General features: G+C 37.1%; 25 protein-coding genes and 4 tRNA genes. 8 read left to right on the top strand and 21 right to left on the bottom strand.

The window, feature by feature from the left end; genetic code table 11:
• Positions 1–15: 15 nt before the first annotated feature.
• The 4 genes from NYQ66_RS08485 to NYQ66_RS08500 form a co-directional block, all read right to left on the bottom strand.
• Positions 16–201: a hypothetical protein gene (locus NYQ66_RS08485; RefSeq protein ID WP_259868805.1), complete on the bottom strand. Its 186-nt coding sequence runs from the start codon at positions 199–201 to the stop codon at positions 16–18.
• Positions 202–261: 60 nt separating this feature from the next.
• Positions 262–2,157: a PrkA family serine protein kinase gene (locus NYQ66_RS08490; RefSeq protein ID WP_259868806.1), complete on the bottom strand. Its 1,896-nt coding sequence runs from the start codon at positions 2,155–2,157 to the stop codon at positions 262–264.
• 1,083 nt (positions 2,158–3,240) lie between these two features.
• On the bottom strand, positions 3,241–3,720 hold the full coding sequence (locus NYQ66_RS08495) for a tRNA (cytidine(34)-2'-O)-methyltransferase (protein WP_259868808.1): 480 nt from the start codon (positions 3,718–3,720) through the stop codon (positions 3,241–3,243).
• An 89-nt stretch (positions 3,721–3,809) separates the two neighbouring features.
• The gene (locus tag NYQ66_RS08500; RefSeq protein WP_407652061.1) at positions 3,810–4,673 is read right to left on the bottom strand and encodes an amidase domain-containing protein; all 864 of its coding nucleotides are present in this window, start codon (positions 4,671–4,673) and stop codon (positions 3,810–3,812) included.
• A 350-nt stretch (positions 4,674–5,023) separates the two neighbouring features.
• On the opposite strand from NYQ66_RS08500, the gene abc-f reads away from it, so the two are divergent.
• Entirely contained in the window at positions 5,024–6,655 is a 1,632-nt protein-coding gene (gene abc-f, locus NYQ66_RS08505) for a ribosomal protection-like ABC-F family protein (protein WP_259868811.1), read from the top strand.
• A 48-nt stretch (positions 6,656–6,703) separates the two neighbouring features.
• Here abc-f and NYQ66_RS08510 read toward each other — a convergent pair whose 3' ends face one another.
• The 7 genes from NYQ66_RS08510 to NYQ66_RS08540 form a co-directional block, all read right to left on the bottom strand.
• A complete protein-coding gene (locus NYQ66_RS08510; protein ID WP_259868813.1) occupies positions 6,704–7,114 on the bottom strand; it encodes a carbonic anhydrase in 411 nt (136 codons plus the stop codon).
• An 11-nt stretch (positions 7,115–7,125) separates the two neighbouring features.
• The gene (locus NYQ66_RS08515) at positions 7,126–8,133 is read right to left on the bottom strand and encodes a sodium-dependent bicarbonate transport family permease (RefSeq protein ID WP_259868814.1); all 1,008 of its coding nucleotides are present in this window, start codon (positions 8,131–8,133) and stop codon (positions 7,126–7,128) included.
• A gap of 584 nt (positions 8,134–8,717) precedes the next feature.
• Positions 8,718–9,086: a DUF2294 domain-containing protein gene (locus NYQ66_RS08520; protein ID WP_259868815.1), complete on the bottom strand. Its 369-nt coding sequence runs from the start codon at positions 9,084–9,086 to the stop codon at positions 8,718–8,720.
• A gap of 295 nt (positions 9,087–9,381) precedes the next feature.
• Positions 9,382–9,912: a methylated-DNA--[protein]-cysteine S-methyltransferase gene (locus NYQ66_RS21440; protein ID WP_272479955.1), complete on the bottom strand. Its 531-nt coding sequence runs from the start codon at positions 9,910–9,912 to the stop codon at positions 9,382–9,384.
• Positions 9,913–10,004: 92 nt separating this feature from the next.
• Positions 10,005–11,162 (bottom strand): tRNA epoxyqueuosine(34) reductase QueG, encoded by a 1,158-nt coding sequence (gene queG / locus NYQ66_RS08530; RefSeq protein ID WP_259868816.1) that lies wholly within the window; start codon positions 11,160–11,162, stop codon positions 10,005–10,007.
• 75 nt (positions 11,163–11,237) lie between these two features.
• On the bottom strand, positions 11,238–12,944 hold the full coding sequence (locus NYQ66_RS08535) for an ABC-ATPase domain-containing protein (RefSeq protein WP_259868817.1): 1,707 nt from the start codon (positions 12,942–12,944) through the stop codon (positions 11,238–11,240).
• 134 nt (positions 12,945–13,078) lie between these two features.
• Positions 13,079–13,152, bottom strand: a tRNA-Gly gene (locus tag NYQ66_RS08540).
• 794 nt (positions 13,153–13,946) lie between these two features.
• Here NYQ66_RS08540 and NYQ66_RS08545 point away from each other — a divergent pair.
• The 6 genes from NYQ66_RS08545 (at position 13,947) to hpaB (ending at position 19,551) form a co-directional block, all read left to right on the top strand.
• Positions 13,947–14,876, top strand: a complete 930-nt coding sequence (locus NYQ66_RS08545) for a metal ABC transporter solute-binding protein, Zn/Mn family (RefSeq protein ID WP_259868818.1) — start codon at positions 13,947–13,949, stop codon at positions 14,874–14,876.
• Between the two features lie 12 nt (positions 14,877–14,888).
• The gene (locus NYQ66_RS08550) at positions 14,889–15,641 is read left to right on the top strand and encodes a metal ABC transporter ATP-binding protein (RefSeq protein WP_259868820.1); all 753 of its coding nucleotides are present in this window, start codon (positions 14,889–14,891) and stop codon (positions 15,639–15,641) included.
• Between the two features lies 1 nt (position 15,642).
• Positions 15,643–16,512 carry a metal ABC transporter permease gene (locus NYQ66_RS08555; RefSeq protein ID WP_259868822.1) on the top strand — a complete coding sequence of 290 codons (870 nt, stop codon included), beginning with the start codon at positions 15,643–15,645 and terminating at the stop codon, positions 16,510–16,512.
• Positions 16,509–17,381: a metal ABC transporter permease gene (locus NYQ66_RS08560; protein ID WP_259868823.1), complete on the top strand. Its 873-nt coding sequence runs from the start codon at positions 16,509–16,511 to the stop codon at positions 17,379–17,381. The genes NYQ66_RS08555 and NYQ66_RS08560 overlap by 4 nt, the downstream gene beginning before the upstream one ends.
• A 162-nt stretch (positions 17,382–17,543) precedes the next feature.
• Complete coding sequence (locus NYQ66_RS08565) at positions 17,544–18,047, top strand: DNA topology modulation protein (protein ID WP_259868825.1); 504 nt, start codon at positions 17,544–17,546, stop codon at positions 18,045–18,047.
• 67 nt (positions 18,048–18,114) lie between these two features.
• Positions 18,115–19,551, top strand: coding sequence for a 4-hydroxyphenylacetate 3-monooxygenase, oxygenase component (hpaB, locus tag NYQ66_RS08570; RefSeq protein WP_259868827.1), 1,437 nt, complete (start codon positions 18,115–18,117; stop codon positions 19,549–19,551).
• An 84-nt stretch (positions 19,552–19,635) separates the two neighbouring features.
• Here the strand turns inward: hpaB and NYQ66_RS08575 are convergent, their stop codons facing one another.
• A complete protein-coding gene (locus NYQ66_RS08575) occupies positions 19,636–19,842 on the bottom strand; it encodes a hypothetical protein (protein ID WP_259868828.1) in 207 nt (68 codons plus the stop codon).
• Positions 19,843–19,959: 117 nt separating this feature from the next.
• On the opposite strand from NYQ66_RS08575, the gene NYQ66_RS08580 reads away from it, so the two are divergent.
• On the top strand, positions 19,960–20,097 hold the full coding sequence (locus tag NYQ66_RS08580; protein ID WP_259868830.1) for a lmo0937 family membrane protein: 138 nt from the start codon (positions 19,960–19,962) through the stop codon (positions 20,095–20,097).
• A gap of 71 nt (positions 20,098–20,168) precedes the next feature.
• Here NYQ66_RS08580 and zupT read toward each other — a convergent pair whose 3' ends face one another.
• From zupT to NYQ66_RS08625, 9 genes are all read right to left on the bottom strand, one after another.
• Positions 20,169–20,978, bottom strand: coding sequence for a zinc transporter ZupT (zupT, locus tag NYQ66_RS08585; RefSeq protein WP_259868832.1), 810 nt, complete (start codon positions 20,976–20,978; stop codon positions 20,169–20,171).
• 363 nt (positions 20,979–21,341) lie between these two features.
• The gene (locus NYQ66_RS08590) at positions 21,342–23,057 is read right to left on the bottom strand and encodes a permease (RefSeq protein WP_259868835.1); all 1,716 of its coding nucleotides are present in this window, start codon (positions 23,055–23,057) and stop codon (positions 21,342–21,344) included.
• Between the two features lie 162 nt (positions 23,058–23,219).
• On the bottom strand, positions 23,220–23,675 hold the full coding sequence (locus NYQ66_RS08595) for a GNAT family N-acetyltransferase (RefSeq protein ID WP_259868837.1): 456 nt from the start codon (positions 23,673–23,675) through the stop codon (positions 23,220–23,222).
• Between the two features lie 35 nt (positions 23,676–23,710).
• On the bottom strand, positions 23,711–24,223 hold the full coding sequence (locus tag NYQ66_RS08600) for a DinB family protein (protein WP_259868839.1): 513 nt from the start codon (positions 24,221–24,223) through the stop codon (positions 23,711–23,713).
• Positions 24,224–24,391: 168 nt separating this feature from the next.
• On the bottom strand, positions 24,392–24,685 hold the full coding sequence (locus NYQ66_RS08605; protein WP_259868840.1) for a hypothetical protein: 294 nt from the start codon (positions 24,683–24,685) through the stop codon (positions 24,392–24,394).
• A 238-nt stretch (positions 24,686–24,923) separates the two neighbouring features.
• The gene (locus NYQ66_RS08610) at positions 24,924–25,223 is read right to left on the bottom strand and encodes a DUF6508 domain-containing protein (RefSeq protein WP_259868841.1); all 300 of its coding nucleotides are present in this window, start codon (positions 25,221–25,223) and stop codon (positions 24,924–24,926) included.
• A gap of 219 nt (positions 25,224–25,442) precedes the next feature.
• A tRNA-Ala gene (locus tag NYQ66_RS08615) sits at positions 25,443–25,515 on the bottom strand.
• 39 nt (positions 25,516–25,554) lie between these two features.
• A tRNA-Asn gene (locus tag NYQ66_RS08620) sits at positions 25,555–25,629 on the bottom strand.
• 85 nt (positions 25,630–25,714) lie between these two features.
• Positions 25,715–25,788, bottom strand: a tRNA-Ile gene (locus NYQ66_RS08625).
• Positions 25,789–25,808: the final 20 nt, after the last annotated feature.

Genomic DNA, 25,808 nt, shown 5'->3' on the forward strand with positions numbered 1-25,808 from the left:
CAATATATATCATAATTAGAACGATTCTGAAATATAGAAACGGTTTTTGTGTTTCTTTTCTATCGATTTAGCCACAAGTTGCGATTCCGTCAAAAAGACACGTAATCCAGTAACTTTTGAGGATTTTCCAGTGAAAGCGACACCGATTTCAGCGTCTCCTCCAATTAATTCAGTAAACCCGGTATGTAATTCAGTATCCACTCACTTTCTACCAAACAATCCAAAAACAGAAAGTGACCCCAATTTGGGATCACTCATCCATTACCTATTCAACAAACTACCTACATAACGCAGTAATTCATTTGCAGAAGTTGAGTTGTATCCATATTCGTCCACTAATGTCACAACTACTTCGTTGATCTTTTTCAATTGTTGTTCATCAGGTGTTTTTGTTGATGTCGTAATTTTCACTACATCCTTTAGATCCGCAAACAATTTCTTTTGTATCGCTTCTCTTAATCGCTCATGAGATTGGTAATCAAATTTCTTCCCTTTTCTTGCATATGCAGAAATACGGATCAGAATCTCCTCTCGAAATGCTTTTTTCGCATTTTCAGAGATGCCTATCTGTTCTTCAATTGAGCGCATTAACTTCTCATCCGGTTGCATCTCATCACCAGTTAATGGATCATGAATTTTTGCTTTATTACAAAATGCTTCAACATTGTCTAAGTAATTATCCATCAGTGTCTTCGCTGATTCTTCATAAGAATACACAAATGCCTTTTGGACTTCTTTTTTGGCCAGGTCATCGTATTCTTTTCGGGCTACCGAAATGAAATTCATGTATCTTTCTTTATCTTCTTTTGAAATAGAAGGATGATTCTCTAATCCGTCTTTTAACGATCTTAATACGTCCAACGCATTAATGGATGTCATCTCTTTTTTTATGATTGTAGAAGATATTCGGTTAATCACATAACGAGGGTCAATACCACTCATACCTTCATCATGGAATTCCTTCTTCATTTCCTGTACATCTGCATCAGAAAAACCTTCTACATTCTGTCCATCATACAAGTACATTTTCTTTAATACACTTAAATTTGCTTGGTCCGACTCTTTTAATCTAGTGAGAATCGTAAACATCGCAGCTACTCTTAGTGTATGAGGAGCAATGTGAACATCCTTGATATCACTTTCATTAATCATTTTATTATAAATTCTTTCTTCTTCTGATACCTTCAAATTATACGGCACTGGCATGACAATCATTCTTGAGTGAAGTGCTTCATTCTTTTTATTAGCTATGAATGAACGATACTCTGATTCATTTGTGTGCGCAACAATCAGTTCATCAGCTGATATGAGGGCAAATCGTCCTGCTTTAAAATTACCTTCTTGCGTTAATGATAACAGGTGCCATAAGAACTTCTCATCACACTTTAACATCTCTTGAAATTCCATAATGCCTCGGTTTGCTTTGTTTAACTCACCATCAAATCGATAAGCACGCGGATCAGATTCTGAACCATACTCTGCAATAGTAGAGAAGTCAATCGATCCAGTTAGGTCAGCAATGTCTTGGGATTTCGGGTCAGATGGACTAAATGTCCCAATACCGGTTCGTTTATCTTCTGAGAAAAATACGCGTTCGACCATCACATCTTCTATTCGCCCTTCATATTCTTTCTCAAGGCGCATCGTGTTTAGAGGAGATAAATTCCCTTCAATCTTTATCCCATATGCAGCCTCGAATTCCGTTCGTAAATGGTGCGGAATTAAATGAAGTGGATCTTCATGCATCGGGCAACCCTTTATAGCATAGACTGCACCTTCATCAGTTAACGAGAATTTTTCTAATCCTCTTTTCAAAATTGTAACAAGGGTAGATTTACCGCCACTAACTGGCCCCATTAATAATAAAATACGCTTTCTTACATCAAGGCGCTTAGCGGCTGGATGAAAATATTCTTCTACAAGCTTTTCTAATGCTTCCTCTAAACCAAATAGCTGATCACCAAAGAACTTATAAACTTTTCTACCGTTAACTTCTTCTACACCCTTATGTTTGATCATATTATATACACGTGAATGAGCGGATTGTGCTAAATAAGGGCGCTCTTTTAAAAGTTCTAAATAGTCTGCTAACGTACCTTCCCACTTTAATCTTTCTTGATCCTCTCGATAATCCTGAACCTTTTTTAAAATATCCATAGGTGACCTCCCAGAAAAATGGTGTTACACAAGCTATTACTATAACCTATGTGCAAACTTTCCGGAAAATGAATAGATTAACATGTAACACATACTTTTTATCACGGAGAAGCCTATAGCGGAATGGTTCTTTATGATAATTACTAGTTTTTATTACTTTATGCTATAATAATTATCAAATCTTCACATTCTAACTACAATTCGTTATAATGAAGAAAATGATGCGTTTAATTAATGCAAGGAACAATACTTACATAGTCATTACAATTTCCAAGGAGGTAAACATATGGGTTTAGCACTTATCATCGGGGTAAGTATCGTATTTTTAGTATCGATCTTTTCAGCAGGATATGATACGGACAATGTATCAAAAAAATAATACAGATTGAGCGACGCATAGGCTAATGCCTGTGCGTTTTTTTGTTGATTCACCTATACACCCCCTTCGAGACGACCGACTTAACTCGCGCAAGGGTGTTCTATTCTATTCAATTGTTTTTATGAATGATTTTATCTATACTGCGTCGTAATAAGGAGAAATTAGTGAATTCAATGCAAGCGGCTATATGATCCCTTATTTGTCCTTTTTAGACCACTTTTTTATCTGTGCGGCTATACAATACGTTATTTTAACAAATTGCCAACGAAATTAATGAAATTTGTGCAAATAAGGGCTCTGGTGACCGCTAAAATCATATATCCTTAGATTTTAGGCAAATAACGGATCTCTTAGCCGCTAAATTTAGCATAGATTTCTGAGCGGCTATGAGATCCGTTATTTAGCTTTTTTAGACCGTTTTTTTATCTGTGCGGCTATACAGTACGTTATTCCAATAAATTGCCAACGAAATCATTGAAATCAGGACAATTAAGGACTCTGGTAGCCGTTAAAATCAAATATTCTAAGATTTGAGGTAAATAACGGATCTCTTAGCCGCTAAAATCATCCATTGAATTCTTAGCAGGTGAAGTTACGACGCATTTTACATCAAGTCTTGCATTCGAAAAAAACATTTATGAAAAGAGCCTAACAAAAAACGCTTGGATTATAAAAAGATCCAAGCGTTAGTGTTTCCGTATATATTAATGCAGACCCGGAAATCCTTGTTGTTTTAACACATCATAAACGATAATCGCAGCTGTGTTGGAAAGGTTTAATGAACGTACTTTATCATGTGATGCCATGTAAATTCTTAAGCATTGGTCTTCTTTTCCGACTAATAGTTCTTTAGGAATACCATTTGTTTCTCTTCCGAATACAAAAAACAAATCCTTATCTGCATCACTAAAATCGTAATCGGTATAATACTTCGTACCGAAATTTTCAATATAATAAAACGCACCGGTTGGATGTGTTTTATATAAGTCATCTAATGAATCATGGTATTGAATTTTCACATCGTGCCAATAGTCAAGACCAGCTCTGCGCAACATCTTATCCTCTGTCGAAAATCCAAGAGGTCGAATCAAGTGCAAAACAGCATTAGTCGCAAGGCAAGTGCGAGCAATATTTCCCGTATTTGCAGGAATTTCTGGTTGATACAATACAACATGTATGGCCAATTTTTTCACCTCTAACTACATTTTAACTTGACCATTATAGCACAAATTCATACAAGCCTATATCTTAAATAAAGACACCAAGAAAAAAACTACTCTCCGATCCGAAAAAACTTATATTTACAATCCTCTGTCCATGCATACGAATCCTCATATGACCAATATCTGTGACGACTATTATCCGTATGTGCGTTAACCAGCGGCATTCCATCATTGTCTTTCTCCACTACAATGGTATTATGATCCCACTTGCCATCCCCCTCAAAATCGTAACAAATTACATCACCAGGCATCAATTCACTTGGATTCTCTACTTCTTTCCCTTTCAGTCCTTGATTTGCTCCACTCAAGTACCACCGTAATGCGTGCGCTACTGCCCAACTATAACTCCAATTTTCATTTTGGTACCACCATCCCTGTCCCCGGTTAGGCGCTCCCCACATCGGCGCTCCACCCGCATGCAGGCATTGAGACACATAGTTGGTACAGTCTACATCAAATTTTCTGTATTCCGGATTATAGTCATTCCACCATCTTTCTGCATATTGAACAGCAGCTCTCCGATCGTACTCGAAGCGCATATTGCCTGCATCCTCTCTCTCAATCGGTTCAATTGGCGGCACGACTTCCATCTTTGTAGGAGCCTGTATTTCTTTGTCCTCTACTAACGTATTTTTATAAAAAATAGCTTGATGCATCCGTTCATCTTCTTCATGATAAAAATGATCGCCCTGCTTCACGAAAAAAGTTACACCTAGGTTATACTCCACCTTTACTTCTTGATTCTCATCTTCAAAAGCGCGGTATAATGTACCTTTTCCAGTGATCCTTGCTACTTTACTTCCTCTTTTTTCATGATAACTTATCTTTTCAAGGATCCAATTAGGAAGAGAATCCTCCCTCTTCATTTCTAGTTGCTCTTCCCAAAACTTTTTTAATTGTTCGGATCGCTTCAAGATCATCACTCCTTCCTTTCTAAACATATGAAGGAGGTATCTGTACGATGATTAGAAAGTGATCCGCGTAACATCCTTTTCCTCGATAGCATCGTGTGCTATACTATTTTTATAAAAACGAAAGGACTGATGGGTGGACAATGTTTAACTAATCTTTTTTTCCAATATTTGAAATAAAATATTTCAAATTGTTAGAAAAACAGGATTAGTCTGCCCATTTTTATATTCGTAGTAGCTAGAGAAGTTCGGATAAAAATGTGTATGTGTATGGCTAATCCTTCCAATTTAGAATTGGGAGGATTTTTTAACTAAATACTGAAATCCTCCCTTGAATAGAAAGAGGGATGTACATGAAAGAATTATTAATAATGCAGCAATTAGGTTTAGAAATACATGACTTTACGCTTTTTGAGAATATCCATGCACATGTAAAGCAAGGTGAAATTATCGGGATCATTGGTAAGAACGGTGCAGGTAAAACCACGTTATTAAAGTTATTAAATAATGAGTTAACACCAACAAAGGGTAGCATACAATGGTTCGAACAAAACCTAGTCGTAGCGTTAGTAGATCAAGAAGCGGAATCTTTTATGCATAAGGAATCAACTGCAACGGAAGAAGCGTTGCGATCAAAGTGGAGTGTACCTGACAATGATTATTCCAATTTTAGTGGTGGAGAGAAATTAAAGGCTCGGTTAATACATGGGATAGCAAAGCAAGCTCACCTTTTATTATTAGACGAACCAACGAATCATCTAGATGCAAATAGTACAGTGCTCTTAATAGAACAATTAAAACGGTATAATGGAACGGTTATCTTGGTTTCGCACGATCGATACTTTTTAGATGAAGTGGCAACAAAGATATGGTCGATTGAAGGCAAAAAGTTGGTGGAGCATAAAGGTAACTACTCTAGTTATATGGAAGCTCGTCAACAAAGAAGACTAACACAACAACGAGAATATGAGAAGCAACAAAAAATGGTTGAACAAATCGAAAGTCAAATGCAAGCACTCACTTCTTGGTCCAAAAGCGCCCACGCTCAATCAACAAAACAAGAAGGAAAGAAAGAGTACTTCCGTAAAAAAGCAAAGCGAATGGATTCACAAGTAAAGTCGAAACAAAAACGTTTGGAAAAGGAACTAGAAAAGGTGAACGCAAAGCCAGTGGAAGCTGATTACAACGTGCAATTTACCATGAAAGCAAATGATAAGGTAGGCAAACGTTTTTTAGAAGTGAAAAATCTAGCAAAATCTTTTAACAATGAATCACTATTCTCATCCGTATTTTTTACAATCCAGCATGGGGAAAAAGTAGCCATAGTTGGTCCTAATGGAAGCGGTAAAACTACGTTACTAAAGATCATCCTAGGCATAGAATCTTACGAAGGGGAAGTTTGGTTATCACCATCTGCATCGATTGGCTATTTAACACAAGAAGTGTTTGACTTGCCCTTAGAAAAGACGCCGGAGCAACTGTTTTATCAAGAAACCTTTAAACAGAGAGGGAAAGTTCAAACGCTAATGAACCATTTAGGATTTACTGCAGCACAGTGGAGAGAGCCAATTCAAGCCATGAGCATGGGTGAACGAGTAAAATGCAAGCTTATGAAATATATTCTAGAGGAAAAAGATGTTCTAGTATTGGATGAACCAACAAATCACCTTGACCTTGCATCTCGTGAACAACTAGAAGCAACATTATCAACCTACAATGGCACACTACTTGTTGTTTCTCATGACCGGTATTTTCTTGAACAAATAACAGCTACAAAACTCGTTATACAAGACAAAAAGATAGAAAAACAATGGGACCAAAAGGCGAAACACAACACCAACCAAGAAGAATATAGGTTGACACTAGAAACAGAACGGCAAGCAGTTTTAGGAAAGCTTAGTTTTTTATCGCCTAATGATCAGGCCTATATCGAACTAGATAAGAAGTTTACCGATTTAACGAAGCAAATTCGTGATCTAAAATAATTAGATTACACAAAAAAACGCTAATTAGCGTTTTTTTGTGTTCGTATATTATGAAACGAGTTCATATTCTTCTGTTTCCGTATTTACAACGATACCCTTCACGATCATTGACTTTGGAATTAATGGATGTTTTCTAATTTGATCAACCTTTTTCCTAATAATAGTATCTGCATGTAGTTGATCACTAACTATTTGTATTTGTGAAATTTCCAACTTATTATCTCCCATGACATATTTATTACTTTTTTCTGTAATAACATAAATCTCTTCTATACTTTCATTATAAATTGAAAAAGTAATATCTCTAACCATAGCGCTAAATTGTAAATGGTTATCTACTTCAAAACTGTTTGATATTAATAACGCTTCCTCATCCTTATTCGTAACCTTTAAAAACATAGCATTTGTTTCTTCACTAAGATCAGTAATAATTAAAGCCTTTTTTCTACATACGCTCATTTCATAACCTCCTATTGAATCCATTTAGCAATTTCAAAATAAACAGGGATACCTATAATTAAGTTGAATGGAAAAGTTACGCCTAAAGCTAACCCTAAGTATATAGATGGATTTGCTTCTGGCACAGATGATTTAAGTGCAGCAGGTGCAGCAATGTAAGATGCACTACCAGCTAAAACCCCCATTAACGCAGCTCCACCAACTGACAATCCAACAACATTACCAACTAAAACACCTAGAGTTCCATACAAAAGTGGCGTACATAAACCAAACAGTAATAGTTTTACACCATGTTTTTTCACTTCCGGTAAACGTTGACCTGCAATTAGTCCCATATTGAGTAAGAAAAGGATTAATACACTGTTATATAAATCCATAAATAATGGTTTTACCATCGGAACAGCACTCTCTCCTAAAAATAATCCGATAAATAAACTACCTAAAAGGAGTAAAATACTTTTCCCAAAAATACTTTCTCTCAGTATCTCTTTATCAATTAATTTCATTGATGAAGGTACGATCCCCATTCTTTGGGATGAAACAGTTAATACTTCTTTTTTGTTTTCTATTATATTTAATAAAAGTAAGGAAACTAAAATAGCTGGACTTTCCATTAGAACAACTAGTGCATTCATATATCCTTCATATGGAGTGCCAACCTCAGCAAGAAAGGAAATTGCCGCTCCATAGGTTACAATACTGATCGAACCATACGTGGCTGCAAGTGCAATCGCGTTTTTCGTGTCTAGCTTCATCCACTTCAAGATAAATATTGTAAATAACGGAATAACAACGCCTAAGAACAATGCACCCAATATCGGCGCAAATACCTCATCAATCGAGTAGTGGGAAAGCTCAATCCCACCTTTAACTCCAATCGCAATCAATAAGTAAATACTTAACCCTTCACTTAATCCACTCGGGAATTTTAAATCCGATTTGAAAATTGCTGCAATAATTCCTAACACAAAAAATAATACTACTGGTGATAATAAGTTTTGCAAGATAATATCACTCATTTTCCATTCCCCCTCATATATTCGTATTTTTATAGATTTGTTGTGTTTAATGTCGGATTTGATAGAAAAACCGTCGTAACTATCTTCTGGATGAGTGCTAGTAGCCGCTTCGGCAGAACACTTCGCTTTCCGAGGAGGAATCACGAAAAATCCCAAGATCCGGCTTTTTCTAAGTTCAGATTCCTCTTGCGGGCACGGCCTCAGCTAACTCAGTAGCAAAGTGCGCTCCTGAGTGGATCTTCGGCTCGCGCTGTTCCCGCAGGAGTCTCAGTATTCTGCCTACGCTAAGACATAGCGTTCTTATTGAAGTGAGAATAAACTTACGAAATGCTTAAATTGTTCAATCTATCCCGAAAGAAAACTGTACAAAGCGGAGTGTTTTTCCGCAGCGGCGTTCTAGCACTCAGCCCATAAATACCGTATGGAAGTTACTGCGCAGTATATAGAAATTCAGTCTTAATCAACAATCTACGAAAAACCGACAAAATAAAAACCGACAATTCCAGAATGAACAAAATCATCCTGAAAATTGCCGGTTTATCTTTAACTAGCACAAGTGCTCTTTAAAAATCTCCCAGTCTTATTTATTTTGCAAATTCACTTTCAATGTCGCTAGCAAGTCTAAAAACCATCATTCGCTCACCTGTGACCGTGCTAATGTCTGAGTGAAAGCTTTTTGTTTCTTTTCCTGTTAATGTAAAGATAATTTGTTTTAAATCTTCCACACCAGATTCAACCAATTCTGCTCGCATTTTTTTAATAGATAACGTGCCGTCCTTCGTTTCACAAACAGCATATTCAGCAGGTGTGAGCACGCCTTTTAAGGACACAATGATCATATCTCTTAAAAAATCAGTTTTTACAGATACAGATCCACGCCCAAGAAAGTCCTTTTCCCACTGTGTAATAGCTTTACTTATTTCCGCTTCTATAAAACCTTTTGTTTTGTTCATGATGCCCTCCCCCAATGCGTTAACGTATAACATCTTTTTTTTACCAACATTGAAATTACATAAAAAAACGGCATATCCTCCACACTATCATAAACATGATTGCAGACAATATACCGATTTACCTCATTTTTACATCTAATCTATTGGGGACTTTTTCATATGATCAATAAAACTTATTAATCACATGCTAAAGCTCCATAATTAATTGTGAAGTAAAAATAACATCTCTCGAAAAACTATTAAATTCGACCTATTATATAATACTCTTATCTAATTGATAAATCAATAGAAAAATTTACACTTCAACTAGTGCTTTTTCTAGTAGTAACAGTTGTTTCTTTTTTTCCATACCACCATTGTATCCTACTAACGAACCATTGCTTCCAATAACTCGATGGCATGGAATGACAATCGCTAACGGATTCTTATTAATAGCTCCACCAACTGCTCTTATTGCTTTTGGTGCTTGTATACACTGCGCTATATCCTTGTAGGATCTTGTTTCCCCGTATGGAACATCTTCAAGTAAACATTTCCATACCTTTTGTTGGAAAGTTGTACCGTGTAAATCAAAAGCAACATCAAAAGTTTTTCTGCCTTCATGGAAATACTCGTGAAGTTGCTGCTTTAATGCAGCTGTTCTTGATGGATTTTCGACAAACGTTGTTGTAAGAAAGTACCTTTTACTCCATGCTTTTAGACTTAACGAAATTCTTGCCATTCCACCAAAATCAATTCGGCACACACCTTGATGTGACATGATGATGGTCATAGATCCAATAGGAGTTTCTAACTCCTCATAAAATAATTGCGATCGATTTTCCATCTTTAACACCTTCTTATCCATCTAATCCACTCAGATAATTCTATTGTACAGAATTAATACGAGATTAAGAAGTAGTTTTTATAGATTTCCTACTAATGCACTGGTTTTTCTTTATCTTTTTCTGTTTGAAATGCTAATCCCTTTTCCATCTCTTCCAGTACTTGGTGATCACTTTCTTTCACCATTGCATTTTCAATTGCTCGAAACCCTAACTCTGAGCCAATTTTACCAATTGCCCACGCTGCCGTCCCTCTAATTACTGGACGAGGATCTTCTTTCATGACACGTATTAAATCCTCTATTGCTGATTTTTCTTTATAATGAGCCAAGGCAATGATTGCATTTCGTTGAATTGGTTTTTTTCCACGCCATGAACCTGCCATATTGCCAAACTTCGCTTTAAATTCTCGATTTGATAACGATAAAAGCGGTACTAACCTAGGTTTAACCAACTCTGGATTTGGCTCCATTTCTGGATGAAGGTGAAAGTCTATTCCTTTATTTTTAGGACAGATCGTTTGACACGTATCGAAACCATATAATTGATTTCCGATTATATCGCGATATTCATCTGGAAGAAAGTCCTTTGTTTGTGTTAGGAAAGCAATACATTTATTTGCATTTAGCCTTCCACCTTCTACTAAAGCACCCGTTGGACAGTTATCAATGCATTTTGTGCAATCACCACAGCCATCTGCAACCGGAGAATCTGGAGGAAATGGAATGTTTGTAATCATCTCCCCTAGATATACATATGATCCAAATTCAGGAGTGATAATTGCACAGTTTTTCCCACTAAATCCAATACCAGCACGTTCCGCAACAGCTCGATCAGAAAGCTCCCCCGTATCAACCATTGGCTTATATTCAAAACCTTCGACTTTTTCTTGAATAAAAGCACCTAATTTCTCTAATTTTTCTCTCAACAAATGGTGATAATCTTTTCCCCATGATGCCCGGCAAAACACACCTCTTCGGTCTCCTTTTACACCTCTTGGAGGACTTTTTATCCTCGATGGATACGCAAGCGCAATTGCTATGATCGACTGTGCCTCTGCCATCAATCGTACTGGTTCTGTACGTTCTTCTATCGTTCCTTTTTCAAAACCAGATTGAAATCCAGACTCTTGTTGAAGTTTTAATCTGGATTTCAATTCAGAAAATTCATCAGTAGAGGCAAATCCGATTTTATCAATTCCGATTTCTTTACTGTAATCAATAATTTCTTGTTTAAGCGTTTCATAAGCCATTCCATTCCCCTCCTTTCTAAGGTGTTTTTGTTTAATGCAGTAAATTTACTTCAATTCCAGTGAAAATCACAATTATTACAGTAAATCCTTCACTTGTGCAGTACGCAATCGATTTAACGTTGCAGCAATTTCATATCGACGTGGTCTAGCTAAATCACCGGGATGTTGATTAGGAAATGGTGCAAAAGAAGCTAACCCTTTTTGGTCCATTTGTTGTTCAATCATGTCCAGTAATTGATATAATGATTGCTGCTTCAAAATATTTTGTTGGTCTAGATATCTAATAATCTCTGCGATCATATTCGTTTGTGAATGGTCGACTAACTGCTCCACATACTGTAAATTGACATCGGTTTTCCCCATAATAATCGTGGATAATCCCTTTGCCTGCACCTTTGTTTTTTTCCCTCTTCTTGTTTGTAGACTGTTTTGTGAGAAAGAACGTTTTGGAAGAGATCCAAAGGATTCATCAGGATGTATGTGTCGTTTACTTGGGTAACTCGATGCTATTTCTTTCGCCTTTTCCGTTACATTGATCGGTTTATATTGATCCATCATAATCACTTGATCGGCTACATCAAAATAATCACCTGAACCACCCATTACTAAAATAGTAGATACATCAAGTTGATCTTTCATTTGTTTTATCTTATCTATAAAAGGTGTAATTGGTTCCTTTTCCTTGGATACAAGTGCTTGCATTCGCTGATCACGAATCATGAAATTAGTCGCACTCGTATCTTCATCTATTAATATCGTGCTTGCACCCGCTTCTAGTGCTTCCACTACATTGGCTGCTTGCGACGTACTTCCACTTGCATTTTCTGTTGAAAAGTTTCTCGTATCTTGTTTATGTGGAAGATCATTGATGAAAGATGAAATGTTAACGCAAGTAACTTGTCTTCCATCTTCCGCTCTAACCTTCACACTACCCGGGTCCGTAAGTACGTATTCCCTTCCGTCCCCTTTCCTATGATGATACACCCCTCGTTCGATTGCATTCAACAGGGTACTTTTACCATGATAGCCTCCCCCAACAATTAACGTAACACCTTTTTTGATCGCCATACCGGTTAGAGGCTCTGATTGATGCGGGATGTTAAATTCAACTGTATTTTCTTTTGGGCTAACAAAAGGCACCGCATGATTTAAGGGCTTGTTACTAACGCCGCTTTGCCTTGGTAGTATAGCGCCATCAGCAACAAATGCGACCCAACCATTTTCTTTCATTTGTCTCCGAATTTCTTGATGTTGATCTGCTAATTGTACGGCTTGTTCAATCCGTTCATCTTTTATAGAAAAAACAGACTGTGACAAAATACCCGGAATGATATCGATAAACAACTTTTGCGCTTCCTTGCCGTTAATTCTGCGGCCATTTGCTGGTAAACCTATAGATAAACAGATTGTAACATGGTTAGGATCAATTGTTACTGCCGTTCTTTCTAGTATTTCTTGACCAGGTGCATCAATGGCAATTAAGCCACTTTTCCCTGAACCTTTACTTACTTTTGTGTTTTCATGAATTGCTTCTGCAACAGATCTTGCGATAATATCTTCTGCATACACTTTTCGATGATGATTATCTTTCCAATTAGAATACATCTTACGATAGGCATCTGGAATAATAATGCGTATTTTTGATGGAGCCGCAAATGGATCTCCCTGTACGTAGTCAATCATTATTTCGAATCTATGAAAAGAATACCTACCTTGGATTGATTTATAAGCTTTATAACTCTTTCCATCTATGTCATATAATAATTGTTGAAGTTTTTTCATTTTTCTAGCCCCTTTACAAAAAGCTTCATTTCCTAGAATACAGTCTGCTCCACCTTTGTTTCAAGTAATCAACAAAAATAAAACGCAATGCTTCGTTGTCTATTCAACGAAACACTGCGTTGCTCACATAATTATGGAGCGGGTGAAGGGAATCGAACCCTCGACATCAGCTTGGAAGGCTGAGGTTTTACCACTAAACTACACCCGCACATGGGAAGTGTTGTTTCTAATTCAGTTTTACGCTCTTTATGTCCCTGCATCTTCTAGCTTATTCAAGATGAATTATGCTTCGGGACAACTCGTAGCTTATTCGGTAGAAGTATCGCTCGTGGCTGAGGTTTTACCACTAAACTACACCCGCATTATTAGTCAATATAATCTTCTTATCTCAACACCGATTCAAGGTTATATGCTCGTCACGTTGCATGTTTTCTCGGTGAAGCATACGCTCCTCGCAAGCCTGCACATGGTAGCAATTCAAGATGCTAGCGGCTCACTACACCCGCATTATTAGTTAGTATTATTATAAAAATTTAGACACCGATTCATGGTTTTATGCTCGTCACGTTGCATGTTTTCTCGGTGAAGCGTACGCTCCTCGCAAGCCTGCATATAGTAGCAAATCAAGATGCTAGCGGCTCACTACACCCGCACATGGTAAAATGTTGTTTCTAACAAATAATCTGAATCTTCATTACTTTATAATTCTTTTTATTAAAGACTTATTTTTCGAATGAAGTGATGTGTTTTATTATAGCAACCGATTAGACGAGATGCAATAGGTGAATTGAATTTTTTGTCGAAAAGTTTAATTGTAAAAAACATGTAATTACTGTTGACTTTCTTTCTCAATTCCATATAATTTGCCTTAGGTAAACTTTTTAACACTAAAGCAATTAAATTAACTTTATGCACACTAGAAAATTTCACAACATAGAGTGAAATTATATTTTTTAAGCAAAATGTTGCGCTAGGGCAACTTACTTACAGGAGGGAAAAATAATGAAAAAGTATTTACTGGTTTTATTTAGTGCATTAATTCTTGGGGTTGTTGGATGTTCTTCCGAAACAGGTAACACGGAAAACAGTGATAAAGAAACAATCCAAGTCATTACGACAATTGCTCAAATAGGAGACATTGCCAAAAATATTGGTGGAAAACATGTTGAGGTGGAAAGTCTAATGGGACCTGGTGTAGATCCACACCTATATAATGCTGTTCAAGGAGATATTCAAAAATTAGATCAAGCAGATATTATTTTCTACAATGGACTTCATCTGGAAGGTCAGATGGGTGAAATTTTTGAAGAAATGGAAAGTAAAAAACCAACTGTTGCTGTCGCTGAAAAGATTCCAGCCGACATGCGACTAGCTGACCCGGCTAGCCCTGATATTTCTGATCCTCACGTGTGGTTTGACATACATCTATGGAAATATGCTGTGGAGGAAGTTAGAGACGGATTAGTAGAATTGGATCCTGAAAATGAAGACACCTATGTCAAGAATACAGATGCATACCTTGCAGAATTGGATGAATTAAATGCGTATGCAAATACACAATTTGAACAAATCCCTGAAGAAAGTCGTGTACTTGTTACCGCACACGATGCATTCAACTACTTTGGTGAAGCCTATGGGTTTGAAGTAATGGGGTTACAAGGGTTAAGTACTGAATCTGATTTTAGCCTTGGTGACATCGATCGGATTATTAACGTGTTAGTAGAACGCAATATTAAAGGCGTATTCGTTGAAAGTAGTGTTAATGACAGAGCCATTAACGCAGTTGTAGAAGGCGCCAAAAAAGAAGGTCATGAAGTGTCAATCGGTGGTGAACTATACTCTGATGCAATGGGGGAGGAAGGTACAGAAGAAGGCACGTATATCGGGATGTTTAAACATAACGTCGATACAATTGTTAACTCATTAAAATAAGGTGGGATTTCTATGCATGCATTATCTGTTAACAATCTGGCTGTTACGTATGATAAACAGCCAGTTCTAGAAAACGTATCGTTTGCAGTTCCAGAAGGGTCTCTAACTGGTATCATTGGACCAAACGGCGCTGGAAAGTCTACGCTCATTAAGTCTATCTTACACTTACTTCCTACTCTATCTGGGAACGTGACAGTATTTGACGAACCCTATAAGCAGCAGAAGAAATTAATTGGTTATGTGCCACAACGTAGTGAAGTAGACTGGGATTTTCCTACAGATGCTTTAGATGTTGTATTAATGGGACGATACAGCCATATCGGTTGGTTTAAACGAGCGAATAGAAAAGAAATCGAGTGGGCAAAGACATGCCTTGATAAAGTAGGAATGGCCGATTATGCTAATCGTCAAATTAGTCAGCTCTCTGGAGGACAACAACAGCGTGTTTTTCTTGCTCGTGCTCTTGCACAAGATGCAAAAGTGTATTTTATGGATGAACCTTTTAGCGGTGTTGACGCCGCAACAGAAAAGGCGATTATTAAATTAATGAAAGAATGGAAACAAGAAGGCAAAACAGTATTAGTGGTTCACCATGACCTGCAAACGGTAGAAGACTACTTTGATCACGTACTATTATTAAATAAAACACCAATTGAATATGGTGAAACTCAAAAAGTATTTACACTAGACAACTTGGAGAGAGCTTATGGTGGAAAAATAGCATTCCTACAAAGAGGCACTGCTGTGACGCAGGAGGTAAAGTAGCATGAGTGCTTTCCTAGATATCTTTTCAGGAGCTAACGTACAGTGGGTTTTGATCGGTAGTTTGTTATTAGGTTTTGCAAGTGGCGTGATTGGTAGTTTTGTATTGTTAAAAAAACAAAGCCTTATCAGTGATGCAATGGCACACGCTGCTTTACCAGGCGTTTGTATCATGTATATCATTTTCGAAATCAAATCAGTGCCATTATTTTTAGTTGGTGCAACGATTACCAGTTTAATAGCAACGCATTCTATTCAAGCAATTATCAAGCACTCACGCGTGAAATCCGATGCAGCAATCGGGATCATTATCTCCGTATTTTTCGGGTTTGGAATTGTGCTATTAACCTATATTCAACAAAACTCAAGCGGAAATCAAGCTGGACTTGATTCATTTATTTTCGGGCAAGCAGCTTCTCTTGTTCGGAGTGATGTCGAGTTAATAACCATCGGAGCATTTATCTTAGTAATTATTACTGCTCTATTTTTCAAAGAGTTTAAACTAACTACTTTTGATCCCCAGTTCGCACAAGGAATCGGATTACCAGTTTCATTCTTAAACGGTTTATTATTAGCACTTGTGGTAGGTGTTGTGGTCATTGGTATTCAAATGGTGGGTGTTGTTCTAATCGCAGCACTACTCATTACCCCACCTCTTGCTGCAAGATATTGGACGGAAAACTTAGGTGTGATGGCAATCTTGGGAGGTATATTCGGTGCCTTATCTGGTGCATCTGGCGCCATTTTGAGTACCGTAATGGAGAATTTACCTACAGGACCAATGATGGTACTTAGCGCATCCACTATTTTCTTCCTGTCCTTGTTATTCGGTAGTAAAAAAGGAATTGCTCTAAAGGCGGTGAGGCAGGTATGACCTATGCACTATGGATCATTATAACTGGTTGCTTAGTCGGTGTTACATGCGGTGTAACTGGTTCACTGCTTGTCTTACGTAAAATGTCTATGATTGCGGATGCAATTAGTCATACGGTTTTATTAGGGATTGTTGGAGCGTTCTTTGTCAGTCAATCGTTAAATGGTATTCCCATGCTCATAGGTGCTGGGATCGTCGGGATCTTAACAGCATTCTTTGTGGAATCTTTACATGCTTCTGGTGTACAATCAGATGCTGCGATCGGGGTTGTATTCACCTCACTTTTCGCACTAGGTGTTGTTTTAATTTCGTTTATTGGCGACCAAGTTCACCTTGACACAAAGCACGCTTTAATGGGAGAGATTGCTTTTGTCCCTTGGGATACGCTCCAAGTTAATGGCGTTAGTTACGGACCTATTGCCGTTTGGATGTTAGGTAGTGTACTCATTTTAAATATTTTGCTAATTTGGTTGTTTTATAAAGAAATAAAAATATCAACCTTTGATCCTCAGTATGCAAAAATAATAGGTGTACCAATTGTTTTTGTTCACTATCTTTTAATGACTATGGTATCTTTGTCGACAGTTGCTTCATTTGATAGTGTCGGAGCAATTCTAGTTGTTGCTATGCTAATTGTACCAGGAGCTACGGCTTATTTACTAACGGATCGTTTTTTCACATTACTTCTTATAAGTGCACTGATAGGAATCCTGTCAGCTATTTCAGGTTATGGGATTGCTTATGTGTGGAATGTATCCATAGCTGGTGCAATGGCTAGTGCAGCTGGCGTATTCTTTTTACTAGCTATATTCCTAAGCCCCAAACATGGTTATATCATTCGCAAGGTTAGGAATAGTCGATACAGTTAATAAAAACCATTACGAGCAAAATCACATGTGATTTTGCTCGTTTTTTATAGTTGTTTTACCATAGGGAATGTACACCTACCAACATATTCATGGTTATGACTAGCTTTTTTTCAAGAAAGTGGTAAAATATTTCTTCTACGTACGATACAGGGGAGGGTTCATATGAAGAAAATAATGATCATCGGTAGCGGCGGGGCCGGAAAATCAACGTTAGCAAAACAGCTTGGACAAGTCCTACATCTTCCTGTTCATCATTTAGATGCATACTTTTGGAAACCAGGCTGGGAATCAGTTACAAGAGAAGAGTTAGCTACAATGCAAGAGAAAATAGTGAAACAGGAGTCTTGGATCATAGATGGAAACTACAGTGGAACAATGGACATTCGTCTACAGAACGCAGATACCGTCATTTATCTTAATTACTCCACGATTCGTTGTTTATATGGCATTGTCAAACGTAGGATTCAATATCGAAAGAAGACTCGACCGGATATGGGAAAAGGTTGTCCCGAAAAGCTAGATAAAGAATTTTTCTTGTGGGTTGCAAGTTACCAAAAAAAGAAAGCACCTCTGATTAAGAACAAATTAAGCAAAGCTAATCACTTAACGATTATTGAATTTACACACCCAAAACAAACGAAACAATTTCTCCAAAAGCTTCCATAGACATACACGTTTTGCCCATCCTTTCTATATACTAATTGTACATATTTAGTAATAAAGGTGGGTTTCTATGCCAGCAATTAACGGTAATCAGTACACAGATCGTATCAATCACCAGCATACTTCTATTTGGTATGATGGAAAACCAATCACCGGAAAACTATCAGAACATCCAGCTTTTAAGGGAATCATTCAAAGTCAAGCTAATTTGTATAATGTGCAACTTGAAAAAAAAGACCTTATGACTTATCCTTCCCCATTAACTGGAGAACCTGTTGGTGCCTCATATATGCAACCAAAAACGAAAGAAGATTTAATTAAACGTAGGGAAATGATTCAAACTTGGGCTAAGAAAAGTGGTGGACTGCTTGGGAGAAGTCCTGATTATATGAATACAGTTCTCATGGCATTGGCTTCTTCTTCAAAGCTACTAGCAAATAAGCCGAACTGCTTTCCGGAAAATCTTGTTCGATTTTATGAAAAAGCGAGAGAAGAAGATTTGTCCTTCACACATACATTCATTAATCCTCAAGTAAACAGGTCACAACTATATTTTGAAGATACAAATAAACCAATTGCAGCAAAAATCATTAAAGAAACAGACAAAGGAATGATAATCGACGGTGCACGTTTACTTGCAACGCAAGGTGGAATTACGGATGAAATATTAGTCTTTTCGCCAGGAGGTATTACCGATCAAGCACATGCATTTTTCTTTTCCATACCTTCAGACATCGATGGTCTCAAATTTATCTGTCGAGAATCATTTGTTGGTGGTGACTCTACATTCAATTATCCTCTAAGTTCACGTTTCGAGGAAATGGACACAATCGTTGTCTTTGACCATGTACTTGTCCCTTGGGAACGGGTTTTCTTCTATAAGAATATAGACGTTGCAAATAGTTTTAAAAACCAAAGTGGGTTTTTGCCCTTTACTCTTCACCAAGCCGTAGCAAGGCAAGTTGTAAAGGCTGAATTGATGCTTGGAGTTGCACAAGCAATTGTTGATACGATTAACATTAGCGAATATCAACATGTACAAGAAAAAGTATCCGAGATCATTGTTTATGTGGAAACGATGCGCGGATTATTGTTAAAATCGGAATCCAATGCACAGATGGATTCCTTTGGTCTTATGCGCCCTGAACAAGAACCACTTCAAGCTGCTATTTGCACTTTTCCAAAAATCTATCCTAAAATGAGTGAAATTGTGCAGTTTCTTGGTTCAAGTGGGATGGTTTCTATTCCAACAGAAGCAGATTTTCAGTCTGAAATAAGAGATGACTTAGATCATTATTTACAAGCTACAACGAAAAAGGCTCATGACAGGGTTAAGTTATTCCGCTTAGCCTGGGATCTAACCATGAGTGGCTTTGGCACGAGGCAGACGCAATATGAACGTTTCTTTTTTGGTAATCCAATAAGGTTATCAACCGAACTTTATCATTTCTATGACAAAGCGACATATGTTCGTTGGGTAGAGTCATTTTTAGATAATAATGGATGAATAATTACGTTAGAAAGGCCTAAGTCTTAAGTGACTTAGGCCTTTCTTCTTGAGGGCTAATTTCATTCTATACGGTAGGAATGGTCATTTTCCCATCCGCTCTTTCAATCTATCTCTATAAATCAAATCAATAATGTCATAAAAAGCATGGATCCGCCCTGTATAATAAGCCTTACTCACTGTCGTATTTGCCGCTTTTTCTTTCCCTTTGTAGTCTGCTAATAGTGCTTGTTCCTCTTCAGTTAACAGTTTTCTTTTTTCTACTGGAAACGCAATTTGTTCTCTCACCAATGTAATTTCAACCTCACTGTTTTTATGATCAGTTTCGTCATCATTATCACTTGCTATACGTTTTGTTTAGCAATCAATTTTTATGGGAAAGATGTCAATATAGAAAGGGGTGCTTGTATGTTATGGACAATCATTGGTTTAATTCTATTATTTTGGTTTGCAGGACTTCTACTTGATCTCGCCGGTGGACTCATACACATCTTATTAGTGGTTGCCATTGTCATATTGATTGTTAAAATGGTTAAACGACTGTGAAACATAATCCATATGTGAGAAAAACATAAAAAACTGCACCACCATATGGGGGTGCAGTTTTATTTTTTTACTTATATAAATAAAAGTAAACTAATCGCCATGACGGCCATACCACCAATCAAGCCATAAATCGATATATGAGCTTCATCATACTTCTTCGCTGCTGGTAGCAATTCATCTAATGAAATAAACACCATAATCCCTGCAACAGCAGCAAATATAACTCCAAACATGATGTCATTTAGGAATGGCATCAGGAATAGATAGGCAACAATAGCACCTACAGGTTCCGATAGTCCAGATAAAAAAGACAATCGGAATGCTTTTTTCTTATCACCAGTTGCAAAATAGATTGGAACAGATACAGCAATTCCCTCTGGGATATTGTGAATAGCTATCGCAATCGCTATCGCTATACCAAGTCCTGGGTCTTGCAGAGCTGATGTAAAGGTTGCAATCCCCTCGGGGAAGTTGTGAATGGCAATAGCTAAAGCTGTAAAAGTCCCCATCTTTAATAAGTCTGGATCATTAATTACTTTGTTAGGACTACTCATGTCTTCCACTTTTTTCAACTCATGTGGATTCCCCTGTTTAGGAATAAACTTATCGATAAAAGCGATTAATAGCATACCGCCGAAAAAACCACCGACGGTTACCCAGTTTCCTAGTTCCACGCCCATTGCGCCAACTAATGCATCTTTTGCTTTAAAGAAAATTTCAATCATTGATACATAGATCATCACCCCTGCTGAAAACCCTAAAGCAAATGAAAGAAACTTCGTATTCGTACTTGATGTAAAAAATGCAAGCACACTACCTACTCCAGTAGCAAGACCTGCCATTAAAGTTAATCCGAAAGCTAAAAGAAGTCCTTCCGGCATAGTTCACTCTCTCCTTCTAAATATATTCCAATTAATTTTCATACCCTTTTCTATCTGGGCAAATGTTAAATTCAGTTGACGATTAACAGTATATGTTCGTAACCAAATAAGGTTCATAAAAATCAATAATAAGGTGGTAGTTTTCAAAAAAGTTTCGCTTGGTAAATATTCTACTCCCCACGCAACTTTTACGCAATCATTATATTTTGGAATAACCATTTATATTCTTAAATGTGAACATTTAAGATGTGTGAAATGGCATAGGAGTACTTTCAACAAGGAATGCTATTACATGAAAGCCGTTATATTAAATTCCCATATAAAAAAGCACAATAGGACTCTGCTATTGTGCTAACCAGCTAACTAACTTTTTATTTTGAAACCTTTATAGTTACAAGGATTTATTTTAATATTATATATTTTTTCATCTCTTTCAGAAATAGCTTCATATTCTAAAGCTCGATCGGAAATCAGGTCAACTAATTCCTGCTCTTTATCTAAGATAATTTTCCAAGTACGTGGCACCGTATCAAACGATTCTAGAATCAGACTTTGATTATCATAGCTAAATAAGCCAACATTTCCTGGTCCTTCTATTTTATAAGGAAATAATCCTTTTGTGAATACTTCTCTAATCTTAGATATAACATCTTCTGGCAGCTTCCACAGATTGGCAAAATCATTGGGGATAATTAGTGAATAGATACTTCCTTTGCTATAGTGATCGTACATAACAACTGGTATATTATTTTGCCCATTCATGCCCACTACGGACTGCCATGTTCCGTTTGTACTATAGTCATAGACAGGATAGGTAATTGGTTCTTTAGCATAAGTAAACGTATCAAAAGTACAACTAGATGTATCAATTGCAAACTGTTGGATAGCCATTTGCTTATCTGTTGGTCGTAACGTTGTAAAAGGCTCCACGTCTTTAGGTGGCATCTTCTCGATAAACCCGGACGTCATCACAACTTGATTGCCACGTTTTAGGTGAGCTTTCATTTTTTCAATAATTAGCTCATCCATTGTAGCATTAGCTGTTACAAGTACCGGTACATCCGTTTCTGGGAACTCTGGAGACAGTTCAAATGGAATGCCTAACATCCCAAGATAATCATAAAGATGACCTTCACCATATCCTTGGTGTGGTTCATATACATGTACCCCTATTGGATTACCAACATTTTCAGCTAATTGATCGAGTTTTTCTAATTGAAAACCAAGAGCTGGCACGTAATTACTATCTTTTAATATCGAATAGCAAAATAATGTTAATTCTTTTGCTTTGCTGAAAACTGTTAAGTTAGCCTGCTCTAAGTAGTAATCTATATATGTGCAATCTAAACTATCGAACCAACCGCCACCATTTCGCTCTGGACTCATGTTTTCCATCCAACGCATTAAAGAATAAGAAGCATAACGTGGTATATGCTGCTGGCTTATAGCGGGATTGCGTGTTTCGGTCCCTGTATAAATACCATCAAAAATCGCAGGCTGCTCTTTCGTATTATACCCAGAAGAAGCATATGACTCATTCCAATTTGGATATTTAATAACCATTTTCACATATGGATTAACTGCTTTCGCAGGATCAATTACTAATTCTTCCGATACATTTTTCATTAACTCAAGGCGAAATTCTTCCCAAGTTCGATCGCCTTTAGCAGTTAAACAATCATCACATCCACAATTAGTAAAGAAGAAATCATCTAATATTACTTCATTAAATACACTCGCTGTTAATTCTATGACATGTTGAAACTTCTCTCTAGAAGCTGGATCTGTATAACAAATCCCTCCAAAGTGACGGTTGTATCCCGGACGGCAATCCTCACCTAATGTCGGTGTAATTCCACCAGCTACTTTAATTTGACGAGATTCAAAAAACTTTTTTAGTTCTAGGAGTCGGTCCTTTGAAAGTGTTGTATCACCTCGATGACTTTCAATATATACTTTTGTTACATTTAAGTGCTTTTGGAAAAAATCCATTTCTTTTGATAGTTGATCAAAATTATTCTCTAAACATGACGCTGTACAATAAATTGCTAAATCAAAATTGTTATAACCTGATGCCATGCGAACACTCCTCAAATGATTGGTAGATTATAACATTCATAATATAGTAGAAAATAACTTTTGAAAAGGCTTTCATAAAATGTTTTTTTGTGTGATTGTGTAAACAAGGGGACGGTTCTTGTGTTTCCATTTTGGTATCTCAAGAACCGCCCCATGTTTACACTAGATTTCCTTCGTCATAAATAGGCTATTAGGATCCTTTTTATAATCAGAAAATGGTGGGCAATACTGGAAGCCCTGACTTTCATATAATTTCCTAGCCGGCATAAACGCATCCATAGAACCGGTTTCCAGGCTCAATCTTCGGTATCCACGATCTTGAGCAACCATTATAATATGTTGGAGAATTGTTTTCGAAACACCTTTTCTTAGATGAGCAGTTGCTGTTTTCATAGACTTTATCTCTCCATGGTTACGATCGAGTTCTTTAAGTGCTCCACAGCCCAATAATTCCTCCTCTTCCCACGCACTCCAAAATGTTATCTTCGGTCCACGTAGACCATCTACACTTAGTGCATGTCTGCTTTCAGGAGGAGAGTGAAGTTCCATGTTTTTAAGATGATCCATAATTAATTGCCTGACCTTTTCACCAGATAAATCGTCTACACGTATTTGCATTGGATTTCTCCTTTTATGTTTAGCTTGTTCCGTTTTTATAAATATTTTTCCTTGATCACATGTAAATGATGTCGCTCATGCCCAGCAATAATATATGCTTTCGCACGAGCACTGATCTCATTCCCATCAATTATGCCAACTCTTTGCCAGTGTTCATTAGGAATACCTTGAACCGTGAATATCGTCGTTTGTCTGACGTTCCTATAGTACGCTATCAGTTGTTGCGATGAATACGTGTCATATGCGGAGGATTGGATATAGTCGTCCTGGTCATAGCCCGTAATCGGAATTTGGTCTCCTCTTGTAATATGAACAAGTCGATAATGCATGATTATTTCGTTATCAATCAGGTGTCCCACTAATTGCTTTAGGTTCCACTTTCCTGGTTCATAAGGCGTTTGCCATTGGTATTCCGTAGCCTTCTCTAGGAGGTTTGTTAATATAGATGACTGAGATTGGAGCAAAGTCAGCAAGTCTTCATTCGGTAGTTGTTTCATATATGTGTGATAAAAAGCAGGATATTCATTTTTCCCAGGCTTTGCTAACATGTAATCATTCCCTTCTTGGAAACGGAGGGACGGTTCTTGTGTCCACAAATTTCCTAATGATCATAATTTATCATATTTTTTGTGAAATGGTATGATTTTTATTTTTTTATGTAATTAATTCTACAATAAAAAACAGCTTAAACCTTGGTTTAAGCTGCTCTCATTTGCTTATGGTTGTACATTATCTTCTTGTGCATGGAGATTTGTAAGCGCACGTTCCAAGTGCCTTTGGCTATCTTCTACACGTAATTGTGCCTCAAATAGTGGTTCTGGTGCACCACCATTACCGTTAATGGCTTTTCCTCGTGCATCTTGAATATCGTTCTGCAACGCTCTTAATTGTTGTTGTATTTGCTGTATCTCTCTAGGATCAGCGTTATTCTTGGCTTCAAATGCGGCTTGCTCTAGTTTTTGAGAAACTTCAAATAAAGCTTGAATTTCATGTTCATTCTGAATAGGCATTAAATCTTCCTCCCTATGATTACTCTGACCATAGCTTTTACAAAATTTAAGCAGTCTACTCCTATTTCAAACATATTTTTTCACAAAAATAATAAGACAACAGTGGATTCAAATACACACCGGCATTTATGTCAGAGCAGTTAATGGCAATTATATCCGACCAATCAACTAAGCCCGTAATCCTACATAAATAGAACCGTTCCCCTGTTTAAACAATGTAATAAGCAAGTTGATTTTGTTACGTTAGTTTTTCTAATTCCTTTAATCTATAAAGAATTTTTAGAAACACTTTTTCTTTACATGCACTTTCCCACATTCCGTCACAAAGCCGTTCACCACGAACATAATAAGTTAATACAGCCTTAAGTTGTTCAACATTTGCTTCTGGTATAATTCTCTCATAATTTTGATCTAAGCCTTCTAATTGTCTATGATAATCCGTCACCATTAATTCAGATTTATACACATCATCAATGAATTCATTAATTTGTTCACTATATTTTGGGTAGCCAAAATTCCTTTTTCCGGAACAACCCATTCACAATATCTATTTTCTTCGTCTTCAAAATAAGTTATGTAGCTCAATAGTTTAACTAGATTGGACATCAATGTCATCCCTTCTTGTTCAAAATTAAAACAACGTGCTTTACATCTACCCACAACCCAGTAATACCTTTTCTAATTTTTTGGCTTAAACCTTCTTTGCTTATATATAAAAAACTGTAACTAGTTTATTAACTAATTACAGTTTTTAGGATGGAGCCTAGCGGGATCGAACCGCTGACCTCCTGCGTGCAAAGCAGGCGCTCTCCCAGCTGAGCTAAGGCCCCAAGAAGTATCTCATTTTATAAAAACAGTTAGGAATGGAATGGCTCCACAGGTAGGACTCGAACCTACGACCGATCGGTTAACAGCCGATTGCTCTACCACTGAGCTACTGTGGAATAATATTTAGAATTTAATTATACAACAAAAAAAGAACATTTTATAGTAGTTTATTAAACTATTATAAAATGTTCTTTTATAATATGGGCCTGAGTGGACTCGAACCACCGACCTCACGCTTATCAGGCGTGCGCTCTAACCAGCTGAGCTACAGGCCCATTATCATAATGGAGCGGGT

This window comes from Aquibacillus koreensis (assembly GCF_025154055.1).
Lineage (GTDB): Bacteria > Bacillota > Bacilli > Bacillales > Amphibacillaceae > Aquibacillus_C > Aquibacillus_C koreensis.

What these genes read in the sequence shown, in the direction of transcription:
- NYQ66_RS08490 (WP_259868806.1), bottom strand. Translation starts at nt 2,157, where the DNA reads ATGGATATTTTAAAAAAGGTTCAGGATTATCGAGAGGATCAAGAAAGA.
- abc-f (WP_259868811.1), top strand. Translation starts at nt 5,024, where the DNA reads ATGAAAGAATTATTAATAATGCAGCAATTAGGTTTAGAAATACATGAC.
- NYQ66_RS08510 (WP_259868813.1), bottom strand. Translation starts at nt 7,114, where the DNA reads ATGAGCGTATGTAGAAAAAAGGCTTTAATTATTACTGATCTTAGTGAA.
- NYQ66_RS08515 (WP_259868814.1), bottom strand. Translation starts at nt 8,133, where the DNA reads ATGAGTGATATTATCTTGCAAAACTTATTATCACCAGTAGTATTATTT.
- NYQ66_RS08520 (WP_259868815.1), bottom strand. Translation starts at nt 9,086, where the DNA reads ATGAACAAAACAAAAGGTTTTATAGAAGCGGAAATAAGTAAAGCTATT.
- NYQ66_RS21440 (WP_272479955.1), bottom strand. Translation starts at nt 9,912, where the DNA reads ATGGAAAATCGATCGCAATTATTTTATGAGGAGTTAGAAACTCCTATT.
- queG (WP_259868816.1), bottom strand. Translation starts at nt 11,162, where the DNA reads ATGGCTTATGAAACGCTTAAACAAGAAATTATTGATTACAGTAAAGAA.
- NYQ66_RS08535 (WP_259868817.1), bottom strand. Translation starts at nt 12,944, where the DNA reads ATGAAAAAACTTCAACAATTATTATATGACATAGATGGAAAGAGTTAT.
- NYQ66_RS08545 (WP_259868818.1), top strand. Translation starts at nt 13,947, where the DNA reads ATGAAAAAGTATTTACTGGTTTTATTTAGTGCATTAATTCTTGGGGTT.
- NYQ66_RS08550 (WP_259868820.1), top strand. Translation starts at nt 14,889, where the DNA reads ATGCATGCATTATCTGTTAACAATCTGGCTGTTACGTATGATAAACAG.
- NYQ66_RS08555 (WP_259868822.1), top strand. Translation starts at nt 15,643, where the DNA reads ATGAGTGCTTTCCTAGATATCTTTTCAGGAGCTAACGTACAGTGGGTT.
- NYQ66_RS08560 (WP_259868823.1), top strand. Translation starts at nt 16,509, where the DNA reads ATGACCTATGCACTATGGATCATTATAACTGGTTGCTTAGTCGGTGTT.
- NYQ66_RS08565 (WP_259868825.1), top strand. Translation starts at nt 17,544, where the DNA reads ATGAAGAAAATAATGATCATCGGTAGCGGCGGGGCCGGAAAATCAACG.
- hpaB (WP_259868827.1), top strand. Translation starts at nt 18,115, where the DNA reads ATGCCAGCAATTAACGGTAATCAGTACACAGATCGTATCAATCACCAG.
- NYQ66_RS08580 (WP_259868830.1), top strand. Translation starts at nt 19,960, where the DNA reads ATGTTATGGACAATCATTGGTTTAATTCTATTATTTTGGTTTGCAGGA.
- zupT (WP_259868832.1), bottom strand. Translation starts at nt 20,978, where the DNA reads ATGCCGGAAGGACTTCTTTTAGCTTTCGGATTAACTTTAATGGCAGGT.
- NYQ66_RS08590 (WP_259868835.1), bottom strand. Translation starts at nt 23,057, where the DNA reads ATGGCATCAGGTTATAACAATTTTGATTTAGCAATTTATTGTACAGCG.
- NYQ66_RS08595 (WP_259868837.1), bottom strand. Translation starts at nt 23,675, where the DNA reads ATGCAAATACGTGTAGACGATTTATCTGGTGAAAAGGTCAGGCAATTA.
- NYQ66_RS08600 (WP_259868839.1), bottom strand. Translation starts at nt 24,223, where the DNA reads ATGTTAGCAAAGCCTGGGAAAAATGAATATCCTGCTTTTTATCACACA.
- NYQ66_RS08605 (WP_259868840.1), bottom strand. Translation starts at nt 24,685, where the DNA reads ATGCCTATTCAGAATGAACATGAAATTCAAGCTTTATTTGAAGTTTCT.
- NYQ66_RS08610 (WP_259868841.1), bottom strand. Translation starts at nt 25,223, where the DNA reads ATGGGTTGTTCCGGAAAAAGGAATTTTGGCTACCCAAAATATAGTGAA.